The following is a 16,155-nucleotide window of genomic DNA, read 5'->3' as shown; positions in this document are numbered from 1 at the left end:
CGAACGAGGCTGCGAGCTCACGGCCTTGCCTCTCTCTACCAAGGCCTGGAGCCTTTCCTATCGCCCTATGCGCAAACTCATTGCAACCTTGGTGTCCGGTCTTGCCCTGCTGGCCTTGACGCCGCTGGCCATGAGCCAGGCCGGTACTGGCGCTGAAACTGGCGCGGGCGCGATGGGCGGCCCGATCCGACTGACCCAGCCTTTGCCGCGCGCCGTCAATGGCAAGCAGGCCGATGGCAAGCAGAAGTCGAACAGCAACTTCGAGCGCAAGTCGCGCGAGGCCGGCGACCCGCTCTCCCGCGAGGATGAAGCTGCCCAGCGCCCTGAGCCGGCGCCATCGGAGTTTGAGCTCTTTGTCAGCCGCCTCGCCACCAACAGCAAGAGCAGTTTTGACCGCGACGGCGAACCGATGCAGTTGGTGCGGTATTTTGGGAGTCAGCTTTCGCAGGGCAATCCGGTCGATGAGGGCGATGATGGTCCGAGCCTCGTGCCCGAGGACTACCTGATCGGCGCTGGCGACGAGATCCTGCTGAACCTCTGGGGCAGCGTGGAAGCCAATCTTCGCCTGCAGGTGGATCGCACCGGGATGGTGGCCATTCCGCGCGTCGGCAGCGTGGCGGTGAGCGGGCTGCGCTTTTCGGAGCTGCGCAAGGTGCTGGCCCTGCGGGTCGGCCAACAGTTCAAGAACTTCGATCTGTCAGTGGCCTTGGGGGCGGTCAAGTCGGTGCGTGTCTACGTGACCGGCTTCGTGCAGAAGCCGGGGGCCTATCCGGTCAGCGCGCTGTCGTCGATGCTGCAGGCCGTGATGGCGGCGGGCGGCCCCACCGCCGTGGGCAGCTTCCGCAACATCCAGTTGCGACGCGGCAGCGCCACGCTGAGCTCGCTGGACCTCTACGACTTCCTGCTCAAGGGTGATCGCAGTGCCGACCGCCCGCTGCGCAGTGGCGACGTGATCCATGTCGGCGCCGTCGGTCCGCAGGTGGGCGTGATCGGCAGTGTCAACAATCAGGCCGTCTTCGAGCTGCGCGCCGGTGAGACAGTCAACGATGTTCTGCGCATGGCGGGCGGCGTCTCGGCCGTCGCGAATCGCACCGTGGCTTCGCTTTACAGCTTTGATGACAAGGCTGGCCAGGCGCTCAAGAGTGTTGATCTTCAGAAGGATCAGGGCCTGGTCCTCAAGCATGGCGACGTGCTGCGCATCTCAAGCGCTGCCGACCTGGCCAGGCCCAGTGTTGGCTTGAGCAAGCGTGTGCGCGTCGATGGCGAAGTTCAGCGACCGGGCGACTATGTGCTCCCCGCTGGCAGCACCCTGCGGGATGCCATTGCCGCAGCCGGCGGCCTGACCTCCGAGGCATTTGTGTTCGGTGCCGAGTTCACCCGCGAGAGCACGCGCATTTCGCAGCAGGAGAATTACGACCGGGCTCTGCGTGAGCTCGAAACCGAGTTCAACCGTGCCGCCGTCACGCGCAAGGAAAAGGTCGTTCCGCCAGACGGAGCTGTCGTTGGCCGAAGCCTCGACCAGCTCCAGCTGATCGAGCGCCTGCGTTCGGTCAAGCCGACCGGCCGCATCGTCTTGCAGTTCGGGCCGCAGGACCGCGACCTGCCGCTGCTCGCGGTCGAGGACCGGGACCGCTTGTTCGTGCCATCGCGTCCGACGTCGATCAATGTCTATGGCAGCGTGTTCAACGGCGGCAGCTATCTGTTTGCCGATGGCCGCAACCTGGAGCAGTACCTGTCGTTGGCCGGCGGTCCGACTCGCAATGCCGACGCGGACAGCACCTTCGTGATTCGCGCCAATGGCAGCGTCGTCAGCGCTCGCAATACCCGCAGCGGCTGGAGCTTCAGCGGTGCCCAGGCTGTCGAGGCCCTGGCCGCCTTGCCGGGCGACACGATCTTTGTGCCAGAGAACATGAACAAGGTCAGCTGGACACAGGAGGCCAAGGACTGGGCCTCCATACTGTCGCAGTTCGGCCTCGGCGCCGTGGCCCTCAAGAACCTGAAATGATGAGCGAACAAACCAAGGCTGCCGCCCCGCAGTCCGCCGAAATGGGTGGGCTGGACATGCTTCTTGAAGTCGCCCGTCATGCGCGTCTGATCGTCGTTGGCGGCCTCGCGGCCGGCGTGCTGGCGGTCGGTTTGAGCTATCTGGTCCGCCCGACCTTCAGTGCGAGCACGGTGTTGTTGCCGCCACAGCAGCAACAGTCGGCGGCGGCCTCGGCACTCTCCTCGCTGGGGGCGCTGGCTGGCCTGGCGGGCGGCGCGGCCGGGGTCAGAACGCAGCTCGACCAGTACGTGTCCATCCTGCTCAGCCGGACCGTGGCTGATCGCATGATCGAGCGCTTCCAGCTCTCGGCGGTTTATGAAGAACCGCTGCTGATGGATGTGCGCAGGGTCTTCTGGACCAAGCTGCGCGTGACAGCCGGGCGGCGTGATGGCCTCATCACCATTGAGGTCGATGATCACGAGCCCAAGCGGGCTGCGGAAATGGCGGCCGCGATGGTCGAAGAATTTCGCCGCATCACCTCCGAGATTGCGATCACCGAGGCGCAGCAGCGCAAGGTCTTCTTCGAGAAACACCTCGCCGATACGCGTGACAGGCTGGCGGCTGCGCAGCGCACGCTGCAGGACAGCGGGCTCAGTGCGGGCAGCTTGAAAGCAGAGCCCAAGGCTGCAGCGGAAGGCTATGCCCGGTTGCAGGCCGAGGCCACCGCGGCGCAAGTGAAGCTGCAAGCCTTGCTCAGCAGTCTGACTGCCAATGCACCTGAGGTGCAGCAGCAGCAGGCGGTGACGAGCGCCCTGAGGCAGCAACTGGCACGTGCTGAGGCCAGCACCAGCGGCGAGGGCAGCGACTACATCAGCAAGTACCGCGAGTTCAAGTACCAGGAGACTCTGTTCGAGCTGTTCTCGCGCCAGTTCGAACTCGCGCGTGTCGATGAGAGCCGGGAAGGTGGTCTGATCCAGGTCGTCGATGCGGCTGTTGTTCCGGAGAAGAAGATCAAGCCGCGCCGTTCCATCGTCGGCTTGGTCACCAGTGTGCTGTGCGGCCTGGGCCTCCTGGGTTTTGTTTTGCTGCGCTGGCGCTGGCGCCTGACCGCCTCCGAGGCTTCGCGCAGCAAGCTCGGCAGTCTCGGCCTGGCGCTGCGCGGCAAGGCCTGAGGCCTGGCCGCCCTTTCTTGATCAGCCGCTGCTAGATGCTCTCCACCCTCGCCCTGAGTTTTGCCGTCGCCTTTGTGGCCACCCTGCTGATCGTCCGTTCAGCGCGGCTGCACTCCAAGCTCTCCGCCGATCACGATTTTTCCGGTCCGCAGAAATTTCATTCGCGCGCCGTGCCTCGCATTGGCGGTTTGGGCATCTTTCTGGGCGTGCTGGCCGGCACTGGCTTGGCCTTGTACAAGCTGGCCGATGGTCGAGCACTGGTCGGCGGCTTGCTGCTCTGCGCCATGCCGGCTTTCCTGATCGGGCTGCTGGAGGATGCAACCAAGCGCATCAGCCCGCTCTGGCGCATGCTGGCCTTGATGGCCGCAGCACTGCTGGGCGTATTCCTGCTGGGCGCGCGTATCGATCACACCGCCATTCCGGGCCTGGACCTGATTGCCGCCACCTCGGTGGGCGGGGCGCTGCTGGCCATCTTCGTGGTCGCTGGCGTGGCCAATTCGATCAATATCATCGATGGCTTCAATGGCCTGGCCTCGATGTGCAGCATCATCATGCTCAGCGGCGTCGCTGCCGTGGCCCTGACGGTGGGCGATCAGCTGGTGGCCGGCTGCGCCCTGATGGCAGCCGCGGCAACGCTGGGTTTCTTTGTCTGGAACTATCCGGCCGGCCTCGTGTTCCTGGGCGATGGCGGCGCCTATTTCCTGGGCTTCCTGCTGGCTGAGCTGAGCATCCTCCTGATCAACCGCAACCCGGATGTCTCGCCGCTGTTCCCCTTGCTGCTGTGCGCCTATCCCGTGATCGAGACGGTGTTCTCGATGTACCGGCGCAAGGTCGTGCGCGGGCGCCCCGTCGGCATGCCCGATGGCGTGCATCTGCACAGCCTGGTGTACCGCCGCCTGATGCGTTGGGCCATCGGCAGCCGGGACGCTCGCGAGCTGACCCGGCGCAATTCGCTCACGGCGCCCTACCTCTGGGTGGTGTGCTCGGCCTCTTCGATCCCGGCCGTGATCTGGTGGGATGACGATGCGGCGCTGGGCATTGCCCTGGGCGTTTTTGCGCTCGGCTACATCACCATGTACTGGCGCATCGTGCGTTTTCGCACACCGCGCTGGCTGGTGTTGCGGCGCTAAATCCAGGCTGCGCCGGTGAAAACCCGCGTTTATCGACGAAGACAGCGATAATCGCGGGCTATGACCGAAACGACCCTCCCAGAAGTCGCGCCCGCGCGCTTCGACACGCTGCCCCTGGACCCCAAGCTGCTTCGCGCGGTGGCCGACTCCGGCTACCTGATGATGACGCCGATCCAGGCCAAGGCGATTCCCATCGTGCTGGAGGGGCGTGACGTGATGGGTGCGGCCCAGACCGGCACCGGCAAGACCGCTGCCTTCTCGATCCCGCTGCTGCAGCGCATGCTCAAGCATGAAAACGCCAGCGCTTCGCCGGCCCGCCATCCGGTGCGCGCCCTGGTGATCGCCCCGACACGCGAGCTGGCCGACCAGGTGGCCAACAACGTCAAGGCTTACGCCAAGCACACCAATCTGCGCTCGGCCTGCGTGTTCGGCGGTATCGACATGAAGCCGCAGACCCTGCAGCTCAAGGCCGGCGTCGAGGTGCTGATCGCCACCCCGGGCCGCCTGCTGGACCATATCGAGGCAAAGAACTGCGTGCTCAACCAGGTCGAGTACGTGGTGCTCGACGAGGCCGACCGCATGCTGGACATCGGCTTCCTGCCGGACCTGCAGCGCATCCTGAGCTACCTTCCCAAGACCCGCCAGACCCTGCTGTTCTCGGCCACCTTCTCGCCTGAGATCAAGCGTCTGGCGCAGAGCTATCTGCAAGACCCGATCCTGGTCGAGGTGGCGCGGCCCAATGCCACGGCCACCACGGTGGAGCAGCGCTTCTACAGCGTCAGCGACGACGACAAGCGCCAGGCCGTGCGCCAGATCATCAAGGAGCGCTCGCTGACGCAGGCGATCGTGTTCGTCAATTCCAAGCTGGGCGCGGCCCGCCTGGCCCGCTCGTTCGAGCGCGATGGCCTGCGCACTGCGGCCCTGCATGGCGACAAGTCGCAAGACGAACGCCTGAAGGCGCTGGAAGCCTTCAAGCGCGGTGAAGTCGACCTGCTGGTGGCCACCGATGTTGCGGCCCGCGGCCTGGACATCGCCGACCTGCCGGCGGTCTTCAATTTCGACGTGCCCTTCAATGCGGAAGACTATGTCCACCGCATCGGCCGTACGGGCCGCGCCGGCGCTTCCGGCCTGGCCGTGACCCTGGTGGCGCGTGACGACACCCGCCTGGTGGCCGACATCGAGAAGCTGATCAAGCGCAAGATCGATCTCGATCCGCTGGAGATCGAGAGCGAGCGTCCGCGCCGCGCGCCGAGGCGCGATGCTGAAGAAGGTGCATACGTCGCGGCAGCGGCAGCGCCGGCGCCGGTGGCTTCCGCCCCGCGCAGCAGCTACCGCGCGCCCTCGGCGCCGCGCGACGCCTTCTTCGACAAGCCCTACGAAGCCAGCGGCAGCAACGAACCGCCGGCCTGGGAAAAGAACGCGGCCCAGCCTGCGGTCAAGGGCGTGTCCAGCAATATCAAGCCCAAGAAGAAGGTGGCTGCGTTGTTTGGCGCCAAGCGGCCCGCACTGGTCGAGTCGGCCCCGGAAACAGCCTGATAGGTCAGCCGGCCAGCAAGGCGAAGACGGCCGGGATCTTGTCCGGCAAGGCTCTGGGATGCTGGCGCCACTGCGCCACGGTCGTGCTGCGGGTCCAGCCCTCACGCAGCGTCAGCCCACAGCTGACCGAGAGCTGCGTCTGAGGCTTCAGGCTGGCCAGCAAGGCCTGCAAGAGCGCCTCATTGCGATAGGGCGTCTCGATCATCAATTGGGTCTGCGCCTGCCGCTGCGAGAGCTGCTCCAGCTCGCGGATCCGCGCCGTTCGCGCCGCAGCGTCTACCGGCAGGTAGCCGACAAAGGCAAAGCTCTGCCCGTTGAGTCCGCTGGCCGACAGCGCCATCAAGAGCGAGCTCGGCCCGCTCAGCGGCAAGACCTCGATGCCGGTCGCATGTGCCTGGGCCACCAGGCGCGCGCCGGGGTCGGCCACGGCGGGCAAGCCGGCTTCGGAAATCAAACCCACATCATGACCTTGCAGGGCTGGCGCCAGAAGCGCCCGCCAGGCAGCGCTGCTGTCGTCGCCGGCCGGTGACTTGCCGCCGCCCTTGGGTGGGCGTGGCAGCTCGGCAATCTGCAGCTCCTGCAACGGCAGATTCAGTGGACAGATCGCGTCGACCCGCTTCAGGAAGGCCCGCGTGGTCTTGGCGTTCTCGGCTGCCCAGTGTTTGATGCCCGCCGCCTGCTGCAGTGCCAGATGCGGCAGCACGTCCTGCAGAGGCATCTCGGCGCCTGGCACGCCAAAGTCCAGCGTGTTGGGCATCAGGACCAGCCGCCCCTTCATGACCGGCCCAGCGGGTTGATGCCTGCCTGGCGCAGCAGCTCGCAGGTGCGGATCAGTGGCAGGCCTATCAAGGCGGTCGGGTCGTCGGATTCGATCGCACTCAGGAGGCTGATCCCCAGTCCCTCGGACTTGGCGCTGCCGGCGCAGTCGTACGGCTTCTCAGCGAGCAGATAGGTTTCGATTTCCGCGTCCGAGAGATCGCGAAAACGAACCACGACCGGGGCCAGTGACTGCGCGGCAAAGCCTCGGCTCAGGCAGACCACCGCCACGGCGGTCTGGAAAACGATCTGCTTGCCACGCATCGCTCGCAACTGCTCGATGGCACGCTCATGGGTACCCGGCTTGCCTATGGGTTTGCCTTCCAGATCGGCTACTTGGTCGGAGCCGATCACGACGGCGTCCGGATGCTGTGAGGCAACGGCTTGTGCCTTGGCCAAGGCGAGACGCACGGCGAGGGCTGCGGGAGCCTCTCCCGGCCGCGGTGTTTCATCGACCTCGGGCGACTGGACGGTGAAGGGCATGCGCAGGCGCTCAAGCAGTTCGCGCCGGTAGCGTGAGGTCGAGCCAAGAATCAGGGCGGGGGGGCTTTGAAGCATGGGGAGATTCTCCCATCGGGGTCGGCGCTCTTACACTTGCGGCATGAAAGAACGAGTTTTTGACCCCCGCAAGCTCGACGTCGCCGCGTTCGCGCGCGATGCTGCCAGCTTGCACGGCGAATGGCCTGCGACCAGCCTGCAGCGCCTGGCCGAGGCGGCGGCTGCAGAATCGCCGGCCAGCCAATGGCCTGCTGTCACCTGGTCCGTCGAAGGTGAGACGCGCGAAGTGCGGGGCCAAGCCCAAGCCTGGTTGCATCTGAAGATCGGCGCCAGCGTTCAATTGACCTGCCAGCGCTGCCTGAAGGCCGTAGGCGAGACCTTGGCACTGGAGCGCAGTATCCGCTTCGTCAAGGACGAGAACGAGGCCGCCGAGCTCGATGTCGACAGCGAGGAAGATGTCCTGGCGCTGCAGCGCCATCTGGACCTGGCCGAGCTGATCGAAGACGAGCTGCTGCTGGCGCTGCCCTTGGTCCCGCGCCACGAGACCTGCCCCCAGCCCTTGCCGGTGCCCGCGGAGGATGACGAAGTCTTCGAGGAAAAGCGCCCCAATCCCTTTGCCGCCCTGGCGGCTTTGAAGAAGGGCAGTGGCTCGCAATAGCTTTGCACGCTGGGAGCTTTGGGAAGTTCAGAAGCCGTGCTAGAATCGCGGGCTTTCCCGGGTTGGATTGCTCGCGTCTTGGTGGCGCGCTCATCGACACGGGGTTGCCCAGGCGACGGTGGCAGGCAGAGTTCTGAGTTGCCAATCCAATCGTGTTGCCAACAGTACAAGCCTTAACCGTATAGCCGCAGGAGAAAATCATGGCCGTTCAGCAAAACAAGAAGTCGCCTTCCAAGCGTGGCATGCACCGCTCGCACAATGCCCTGGTGAACCCGGGCACCGCGATCGAGCCGACCACCGGCGAAGTGCATCTGCGTCACCACATCAGCCCCAATGGCTTCTATCGCGGCCGCAAGGTCCTGAAGACCAAGGCTGACGCCGCCTGATCTGACTTCCATCTGCCTCGCGCCGACAAGGTGTCGAGGCTCATGAAGCGGTTCACTGGCGAACAACAAGACCCGGCCTGCTAGCCAACAGCAGGGCTGGGTTTTTGTGTTTCTGGGGGCTCTTCCCATGCGGGTGCGCCCGCTTGCCGTGGATCTGACGCTCGCGTAAGGTCCGCGGTTTCGCGGTCCAGCAACCGCGCTGACAAGATTTCGATGAACTCAATGGTGGATTCAAGTGCAGGCGGCGTGGTGCGCCTGTCGGTCGACTGCATGGGCGGCGACCACGGCCCTTCGATCACGCTGCCGGCCTGCAAGGCCTTCCTGGCGCGTCATCCGCAGGCCGAGTTGCTGCTGGTCGGCAAGCCCGAGGCCTTGACCGAGGCAGCCCATTGGCCGCGCTGCCGGATCGTGACCGCCAGCGAAGTGGTCGAGATGGATGACCCGGTCGAGGTGGCCCTGCGCCGCAAGCGCGATTCATCGATGCGTGTGGCCATCAGCCAGCTCAAGGCCGGGCCCGATGGCGCGAGTGCTGCGCAAGCCTGCGTCTCCGCTGGCAACACCGGCGCCCTGATGGCCGTGTCGCGCTACGTGCTCAAGACCATGGACGGTATCGACCGTCCGGCGCTGGCCTCGGTCATCCCGAACCAGCATGGCGGCTTCACGACCATGCTGGACCTGGGCGCCAATGTGGATTGCGAAGCCGAGCATCTCTTGCAGTTCGCCATCATGGGCTCGGCTCTGGTGCAGGCGGTGGACGGCAAGGCCAACCCGAGCGTCGGCCTCCTGAACATCGGCGAAGAGCAGATCAAGGGCAGCGAGACGATCAAGCGGACCGGCGAAATGCTGCGAACCGTGGCGGCGGCTGGTCATCTGAACTTCTACGGCAACGTGGAAGGCAATGACATTTTCAAGGGCACGGCCGACATCGTGGTCTGCGATGGCTTTGTCGGCAACGTCGCATTGAAGACGGCCGAAGGTCTGGCTGCGATGCTGGTGGGCTTCATCAAGGAAGAGTTCAAGCGCGGCATTTACGGCAAGTTGGCGGCAGTTGTCGCCTTGCCGGTGCTGAATCGCCTGAAGGCCCGCGTGGATCACCGCCGCTACAGCGGTGCAGCGCTGCTTGGCTTGCGCGGCCTGGTGTTCAAGAGTCATGGCTCGGCCGATGCCTTCGCCTTCGAAACGGCCTTGAACAGGGCTTATGATGCGGCCCGCAACCGGCTTTTGGACCGGGTTCACGATCGCGTGGTCGAGACGATGCAGGCCTGCCCCAAGCCGGCGGCCGCCGCTGACAGCGCTGGAGACAAGGCGGCCTAATCAGTCGCCAACCCCGCATGACATCACCGCTTCCCCGCTACTCCCGTGTCCTCGGCACGGGCAGCTACCTGCCTCCCCAACGCGTCACCAACGCCGATCTGGCCCAGCGCCTGGCGGCCGATGGCATCGAGACCTCGGACGAGTGGATCATTGAACGCACCGGCATCCGGGCCCGCCATTTCGCGGACACGGGTGTCACTTCGAGCGAACTGGCCTTGCCTGCTTCGCTGGCGGCCATTGAGGCAGCGGGGCTGGTGCCGGCCGATATCGACCTGATCATCGTCGCCACCTCGACGCCGGACATGGTCTTTCCCTCCACCGCCTGCCTCCTGCAGGCCAAGCTGGGCATCGCCGGCTGCGCTGCATTTGATGTGCAGGCCGTCTGCTCCGGTTTCGTCTATGCGCTGACGGTCGCCGATTCGATGATCAAGACCGGCGCGGCGCGCAAGGCCTTGGTGGTCGGCGCTGAAGTGTTCTCCACGATCCTCGATTTCAAGGACCGCACGACCTGCGTGCTGTTCGGCGACGGCGCGGGCGCCGTGGTGCTGGGTGCCAGCGAAACGCCTGGCATCCTGGCCGCCGAGCTGCATGCCGATGGCAGCCATGTCGGCTTGCTCTGCGTGCCCGGCCAGGTGGCCGGTGGCGTGGTGACTGGCCATCCGTTCCTGAAGATGGACGGACAGGGTGTGTTCAAGCTGGCCGTGGGCGTGCTGGAGAAGGTCGCGCGATCAGTGCTCGAGAAGGCTGGCCGCAGCGAAGCCGACATCGATTGGCTGATTCCGCATCAAGCCAATATCCGCATCATGCAGGGCACGGCCAAGAAGCTGAAGATGTCGCTGGACAAGCTGATCGTCACGGTGGATGAGCATGGCAACACCTCGGCCGCTTCGATCCCCCTGGCGCTGGATGTGGCGGTGCGCAGCGGCAAGGTCAAATCAGGTGACACCGTCATGCTGGAAGGCGTGGGCGGTGGCTTCACCTGGGGCGCCGTCCTGCTGGACGTGTAATAAAGATTCGAGAAGATACTGACATGAGCGCTGCTGCATTCGCATTCGTCTTCCCTGGCCAGGGTTCGCAGGCTGTGGGCATGCTGGACGCCTGGGGCGACCATCCGGAAGTGGCACGCACGCTGGCCGAGGCTTCCGCTGCACTTGGTGAAGACATTGCTGCCCTGATCAAGACCGGTCCCAAGGAGCAGCTGGACCTGACCACCAACACCCAGCCGGTGATGTTGACGGCCGGCGTCGCCTGCTACCGCGCCTGGATTGCCGAAACCGGCCTCGTGCCCGCTGCTGCTGCTGGCCACTCGCTCGGCGAGTACACGGCGCTTGTCGCTTCTGGCGCGCTGAGCCTGGCTGACGCGCTGCCGCTGGTGCGCTTCCGCGCTCAAGCGATGCAGGAGGCGGTGCCGGTGGGTGTGGGTGCGATGTACGCAATCCTGGGCCTGGACGGTGCCGTGGTGCGCGAGACTTGCCTGCAGGCCGCTGCCGCCAGCGGTGAGGTCGTCGAGGCTGTCAATTTCAATGACCCCAAGCAGACCGTGATCGCCGGCAGCAAGGCCGGCGTCGAGAAGGCCGCCGAGATGCTGAAGGCCGCGGGCGCCAAGCGCGCGCTGCCGCTGCCGGTGTCAGCTCCTTTCCATTCCAGCCTGATGAAGCCGGCCGCCGAGCGGCTGCGCGAGAAGCTGGCTGCTGCGAACTTTGGTGCGCAGGCCTTTCCGGTCATCAACAACATCGACGTCGCCGTCACGGCCGGCGCTGAAGATTTGCGCGACGCCCTCTACCGTCAAGCCTTCGGCCCGGTGCGTTGGGTTGAAGTGATCCAGGCCTTGAAGGCCCGTGGTCTGACTCACATCATCGAATGCGGCCCGGGCAAGGTGCTGGCCGGCATGGCCAAGCGCATCGACGCCGAGATCGTCAGCACCACGGTGCTGGACCCCGCCTCGCTGGTCGAGGCCAAGAACCTGCTGGGTTGAACAAGACATGACAGATACCAAACAAGTTGCGCTGGTCACGGGCGCCAGCCGAGGCATCGGCCGCGCCATCGCGATGACGCTGGCTGAGCGTGGCTACATCGTCGTCGGCACGGCCACGACCGAGTCTGGCGCTGCTTCCATCAACGAAGCGCTGGCTGCACACGGCGGCAGGGGCATCGCCCTGAACGTCAACGACGGCCCGGCCGTCGAGGCCGCCATCGACGAGATCGTCAAGGCTCATGGCGGCCTGCAGGTGCTGGTCAACAACGCAGGCATTACCCGAGACACCCTGGCCATGCGCATGAAGGACGACGATTGGGACGCCGTGACGGACACCAATCTGAAGGCCGTGTTCCGCATGAGCCGTGCTGTGATGCGCACGATGATGAAGCAGCGTTATGGCCGCATCATCAGCATCACTTCGGTGGTGGGCGCGTCCGGCAACGCCGGCCAGGCCAACTACGCAGCAGCCAAGGCTGGCGTGGCCGGCATGACCCGTTCGCTGGCCCGCGAACTGGGCAGCCGCGGCATCACGGTCAATTGCGTGGCCCCTGGCTTCATTGCCACTGACATGACCGAGGTGCTGCCCGAGGCCCAGAAAGCCGCGCTGCTGTCGCAGATCCCGGTCGGTCGCCTGGGCGAGCCCAAGGAAATTGCTGATGCAGTCGCCTTCCTGGCTTCGCCGGCTGCGGCCTACATCACTGGTACCGAATTGCATGTCAATGGAGGCATGTTCATGAATTGAGGTCGGCGCATCCGCGCAGGCCCGCCGGTTTTTGCCCGGCCGGTGAAGGTCTTGGAGCCACGCGTTTCCCTTGAACTAGGGGCATGTCTCTAGAGGCCTTAGAATCCCGGGCTGTTCCTTTGCAAACCCCTCCTGGAGGAGTCATGAGCGATATCGAAGCACGCGTCAAGAAAATCATTGCCGAGCAACTCGGCGTGCCTGAGGCCGATGTGACCAATGAGAAGGCCTTCGTGGCAGATCTGGGCGCAGATTCCCTGGACACCGTCGAACTGGTGATGGCACTCGAAGACGAGTTCGGCATCGAGATCCCCGACGAAGAAGCCGAGAAGATCACCACTGTCCAGCTGGCGATCGACTACGCTCAAAAGGCCCAGAAGGCCTGATGAGCGCCGAGTGGCTGCGCGCGAGACCGCTTCGCGCGGTAGCGCAGCCGACTGTCAACTGATTTCCGTATCGCATGAGCCGTCGTCGCGTTGTCGTTACCGGACTTGGTCTTATCAGCCCCGTGGGTATCACGGTGGCCGAGGGCTGGGCCAACATCCTGGCGGGCCAGTCCGGCATTGACCGCATCACCCGTTTCGATCCCAGCAACTTCGCCTGCCAGTTCGCAGGCGAGGTCAAGGGTTTCGACGTGGCTGCCTATATGTCCAGCAAGGAAGCTCGGACGATGGACTCCTTCATCCATTACGGATTGGCGGCGTCCATTCAGGCGGTGCAAGACGCAGGTCTGCCCACGAATGATCAGTTGACGGAAGAGCAGGCCGAGCGCATCGGCGTGCTGGTGGGCTCCGGCATCGGTGGCCTGCCGATGATCGAGGAAACACATACCGAACTGGTAAACCGCGGCCCGCGCCGTGTCTCGCCGTTCTTCGTGCCGGCCTCGATCATCAACATGATTTCTGGCCATGTCTCGATCCGCTACGGCTTTCAAGGCCCGAATCTGGCGATCGTGACGGCCTGCACCACCGGCCTGCACGCCATCGGCGAAGCCGGCCGGCTGATCGAATACGGCGACGCCGACGTGATGATTGCCGGCGGTGCCGAGGCGACCGTCTCGCCGCTGGGCGTGGGTGGCTTTGCAGCCGCCCGTGCTCTGTCGACCCGAAACGACGACCCCAAGACCGCGTCCCGTCCCTGGGACAAGGACCGCGACGGCTTCGTGCTGGGCGAGGGCAGCGGTGTGCTGGTGCTTGAAGAGTACGAGCACGCCAAGAAGCGCGGGGCCAAGATCTATTGCGAGCTGGTGGGCTTCGGCATGGGTGCCGATGCGTATCACATGACTGCGCCCAACGTGGATGGCCCCAAGCGCTCCATGAAGGCTGCGCTGCGCAATGCTGGCCTCAATGCCGACCAGATCCAGTACATGAACGCGCATGGCACCTCCACGCCGCTGGGCGACGTGAACGAGACCAACGCGATCAAGCTCGCCTTTGGTGATCACGCCAAGAAGATGGTGGTCAGCTCGACCAAGTCCATGACCGGCCACCTGCTGGGCGGCGCTGGCGGCATCGAGTCGGTGTTCACCGCGCTGGCGGTGCACAACCAGATCGCTCCGCCGACGATCAACATCTTCAACCAGGATCCCGAGTGCGACCTGGACTACTGCGCCAACGAGGCGCGGCCGATGAAGATCGAGTACGCCGCCAAGAACAACTTCGGTTTCGGTGGCACCAACGGCACGCTGATCTTCAAGCGGGTCTGATGCCCTGACGGCGATGCAGCCCTCGCTGCGCCATCCGCCTCCATTCCTCTTTACGGTCGGTCGCGACCCTGCCTGGAGCCTGCTCAATGCGGGCCTCGCCGGGCTGGGTGCGGCCGCTTTTCTTTTGGCCCTGGCGCTGCACTGGGGCATGATCGTCTGGTGGGCTGCACCTTTGGTGCCGCTGATGGCGATCTTGTGGTGGCGATGGTCAGCGCCGCACGAGCGCCGCCTGCGCTGGGACGGCCAGGCCTGGCAGTTGCTGGCGCAGTCGGACGATGAGATCGCTGTTCGTGTGGCCCCGGCTCTGGATTTCGACGCGTGGTTGCTCTTGCGCCTGGGCAGTCCCGACTGGTGCTCTGTAGTCGCGCCACGCTATCTGGCGCTGAGCCGCAAGCAGCATGCTGGCCAATGGAGTTTGCTGCGCGCCACCTTGTATGCGGAGCGGCCGAAGCAGTAGGCTTCGCGCGTGCCTGCCTTGCCCCGTGACGAAAGACCCAGGAACTATCTCGAATGTTGAAGACACGCTCCCACCTCCGTACCGTCGCCAAGCCCTGGACGCTGGCGATGGCGCTGTCCGCCGCGACCCTGACCGTCGTGCTGACGGCCTTGCCCATCACGAGTCACGCCCAGCGCGGCAGCCTGCCCGACTTCACCGAGCTGGTCGAGAACACGGGCCCGGCGGTGGTCAATATCCGCACCACCGAGAAGGTCCGCCCGGCCGCCAATTCGGCCGAGATGAATGACCTGCTGCAAGAGCTGCAGCGTCGCTTCGGCATGCCGGCACCCAATCAGCGCCGTGGCAATCCGCGTGGTGGTGAAGAGGAAGCGCCGCAGCGCCGCGGCGTGGGTTCGGGCTTCATCCTCAGCGCCGATGGCGTTGTGATGACCAATGCCCACGTGGTCGATGGCGCAGACGAAGTGCTGGTCACGCTGACCGACAAGCGCGAGTTCAAGGCCAGGATCGTCGGCGCCGATCGTCGCAGCGACGTGGCCGTGCTGAAGATCGATGCCACCGGCCTGCCGACCGTGAAGATCGGAGACGTCGGCCGGCTCAAGGTCGGCGAATGGGTGCTGGCCATCGGCTCGCCCTTCGGCTTCGAGAACACGGTGACGGCCGGCATCGTCAGCGCCAAGTCGCGCGACACCGGCGACCTGCTGCCGCTGATCCAGACCGACGTGGCCATCAACCCCGGCAACTCGGGCGGCCCGCTCCTGAACATGCGCGGGGAGGTGGTCGGCATCAACTCTCAGATCTACAGCCAATCCGGCGGCTTCATGGGTATCTCCTTCTCGATCCCGATCGACGAGGCGGTGCGCGTGGCCGATCAGCTTCGCAACGGTGGCAAGGTCAAGCGCGGCCGCATGGGCCTGCTGCCTGACGACCTGACGAAAGAGCAGGCCGAGGCGATCGGCCTGGGCAGCAAGGCGCACGGTGCGCTGGTGCGCAATGTCGAAGCTGGCAGCGCGGCTGAAAAGGCCGGCATCGAAGGCGGCGACGTGATTACCAAGTTCGATGGCAAGAGCATCGAGCGCGCCATTGACCTGCGCCGCATTGCCGCGGCCACCAAGCCAGGCAGCAAGGTCACGGTGCAATTGTTCCGCCGTGGCGCCTACAAGGACGTGCATGTGGTGCTCGGCGAAGTGGACGACGAAGAGGCCGCCAAGCGCGATGCTGCACCAGAAGCGGTCAGCAGCGCCAACGCCCTGGGACTCAGCGTCGGCGAAATCGGCGAGAGCCAGAAGCGAGAGTTGAAGCTGCGCTCGGGTGTGCGCGTGGAATCGGCCGAAGGCCCGGCCGCGCGTGCCGGTCTGCGTGCTGGCGACCTGATCCTCTCGGTCGACAACGTCGAGGTGAGCACCGTCAAACAGTTCCAGGCCCAGCTTGCCAAGGCGGACAAGGCCAAGGTGATCAGCATGATGGTGCGCCGTGCCGATGCCGTGACCATCGTCCTGGTCAAGCCGGGCAAGCCCTGATCCGTTCAGGCCCGTCGTCCTACAACCCAGTAGGGCGATGGGTCTTTCCATGTCGTGAGATCGAATGGATCCCGATCCAAGTTTGCAGGCGCTCACATCTCCAGCCCGCAAACTTGATTCCTAGCTTGATCAGCTAGAATTGAACCCAATGAAGCCTCCAATGGCGGCTTCTCGTCGCAATCGGCGAACGTTCCTGCGCAATTGGTGACCTGTGCACCAGCTTGTGAATAATCTGTGGATAATTTTGCTGTTGGCGGCCTGCAAC

The 16,155-nt window shown here is 64.9% G+C and carries 16 protein-coding genes; 14 read left to right on the top strand and 2 right to left on the bottom strand.

Annotation, left to right across the window (positions count from 1 at the left end; genetic code table 11):
• Positions 1 to 67 precede the first annotated feature (67 nt).
• Genes V3596_RS04365 through V3596_RS04350 form a run of 4 tightly spaced genes read left to right on the top strand, consistent with a single transcriptional unit; the run spans position 68 to position 5,822 of the window.
• Positions 68 to 2,005 carry an SLBB domain-containing protein gene (locus V3596_RS04365; RefSeq protein ID WP_334276361.1) on the top strand — a complete coding sequence of 646 codons (1,938 nt, stop codon included), beginning with the start codon at positions 68 to 70 and terminating at the stop codon, positions 2,003 to 2,005.
• The gene (locus V3596_RS04360) at positions 2,005 to 3,156 is read left to right on the top strand and encodes a Wzz/FepE/Etk N-terminal domain-containing protein (protein ID WP_334276360.1); all 1,152 of its coding nucleotides are present in this window, start codon (positions 2,005 to 2,007) and stop codon (positions 3,154 to 3,156) included. Before V3596_RS04365 ends, V3596_RS04360 begins: the two co-directional genes overlap by 1 nt.
• Positions 3,157 to 3,191: 35 nt before the next feature.
• Positions 3,192 to 4,286: an MraY family glycosyltransferase gene (locus tag V3596_RS04355; protein WP_334276359.1), complete on the top strand. Its 1,095-nt coding sequence runs from the start codon at positions 3,192 to 3,194 to the stop codon at positions 4,284 to 4,286.
• A 60-nt stretch (positions 4,287 to 4,346) separates the two neighbouring features.
• Positions 4,347 to 5,822, top strand: coding sequence for a DEAD/DEAH box helicase (locus tag V3596_RS04350; protein WP_334276358.1), 1,476 nt, complete (start codon positions 4,347 to 4,349; stop codon positions 5,820 to 5,822).
• Positions 5,823 to 5,826: 4 nt separating this feature from the next.
• Here the strand turns inward: V3596_RS04350 and V3596_RS04345 are convergent, their stop codons facing one another.
• Complete coding sequence (locus V3596_RS04345) at positions 5,827 to 6,600, bottom strand: SAM-dependent methyltransferase (RefSeq protein ID WP_334276357.1); 774 nt, start codon at positions 6,598 to 6,600, stop codon at positions 5,827 to 5,829.
• On the bottom strand, positions 6,597 to 7,196 hold the full coding sequence (locus V3596_RS04340) for a Maf family nucleotide pyrophosphatase (RefSeq protein ID WP_334276356.1): 600 nt from the start codon (positions 7,194 to 7,196) through the stop codon (positions 6,597 to 6,599). The genes V3596_RS04345 and V3596_RS04340 overlap by 4 nt, the downstream gene beginning before the upstream one ends.
• 43 nt (positions 7,197 to 7,239) lie before the next feature.
• Between V3596_RS04340 and V3596_RS04335 the strand changes: the two genes are divergently transcribed.
• From V3596_RS04335 to V3596_RS04290, 10 genes are all read left to right on the top strand, one after another.
• Positions 7,240 to 7,794: a YceD family protein gene (locus V3596_RS04335; protein WP_334276355.1), complete on the top strand. Its 555-nt coding sequence runs from the start codon at positions 7,240 to 7,242 to the stop codon at positions 7,792 to 7,794.
• 200 nt (positions 7,795 to 7,994) lie between these two features.
• Entirely contained in the window at positions 7,995 to 8,180 is a 186-nt protein-coding gene (gene rpmF, locus V3596_RS04330; RefSeq protein ID WP_198100908.1) for a 50S ribosomal protein L32, read from the top strand.
• 246 nt (positions 8,181 to 8,426) lie between these two features.
• Entirely contained in the window at positions 8,427 to 9,494 is a 1,068-nt protein-coding gene (plsX, locus tag V3596_RS04325) for a phosphate acyltransferase PlsX (protein ID WP_334276490.1), read from the top strand.
• Between the two features lie 17 nt (positions 9,495 to 9,511).
• Positions 9,512 to 10,501 carry a beta-ketoacyl-ACP synthase III gene (locus V3596_RS04320; protein WP_334276354.1) on the top strand — a complete coding sequence of 330 codons (990 nt, stop codon included), beginning with the start codon at positions 9,512 to 9,514 and terminating at the stop codon, positions 10,499 to 10,501.
• 23 nt (positions 10,502 to 10,524) lie between these two features.
• Positions 10,525 to 11,469: an ACP S-malonyltransferase gene (gene fabD / locus V3596_RS04315; protein WP_334276353.1), complete on the top strand. Its 945-nt coding sequence runs from the start codon at positions 10,525 to 10,527 to the stop codon at positions 11,467 to 11,469.
• A gap of 7 nt (positions 11,470 to 11,476) precedes the next feature.
• Positions 11,477 to 12,214, top strand: coding sequence for a 3-oxoacyl-ACP reductase FabG (fabG, locus tag V3596_RS04310; RefSeq protein WP_334276351.1), 738 nt, complete (start codon positions 11,477 to 11,479; stop codon positions 12,212 to 12,214).
• A 143-nt stretch (positions 12,215 to 12,357) separates the two neighbouring features.
• Entirely contained in the window at positions 12,358 to 12,597 is a 240-nt protein-coding gene (gene acpP / locus V3596_RS04305; RefSeq protein ID WP_282823812.1) for an acyl carrier protein, read from the top strand.
• A 74-nt stretch (positions 12,598 to 12,671) separates the two neighbouring features.
• Positions 12,672 to 13,916, top strand: a complete 1,245-nt coding sequence (gene fabF, locus V3596_RS04300) for a beta-ketoacyl-ACP synthase II (RefSeq protein ID WP_334276350.1) — start codon at positions 12,672 to 12,674, stop codon at positions 13,914 to 13,916.
• A 13-nt stretch (positions 13,917 to 13,929) separates the two neighbouring features.
• The gene (locus V3596_RS04295; protein WP_334276349.1) at positions 13,930 to 14,373 is read left to right on the top strand and encodes a hypothetical protein; all 444 of its coding nucleotides are present in this window, start codon (positions 13,930 to 13,932) and stop codon (positions 14,371 to 14,373) included.
• A 53-nt stretch (positions 14,374 to 14,426) separates the two neighbouring features.
• Entirely contained in the window at positions 14,427 to 15,890 is a 1,464-nt protein-coding gene (locus V3596_RS04290) for a Do family serine endopeptidase (protein ID WP_334276348.1), read from the top strand.
• The last annotated feature ends 265 nt before the right edge of the window (positions 15,891 to 16,155 follow it).

The sequence above is a fragment of the Roseateles microcysteis genome (assembly GCF_036880965.1).
Classification (GTDB): Bacteria; Pseudomonadota; Gammaproteobacteria; order Burkholderiales; family Burkholderiaceae_C; genus JAUASW01.
This window is presented reverse-complemented; position numbering and strand designations above follow the sequence as displayed.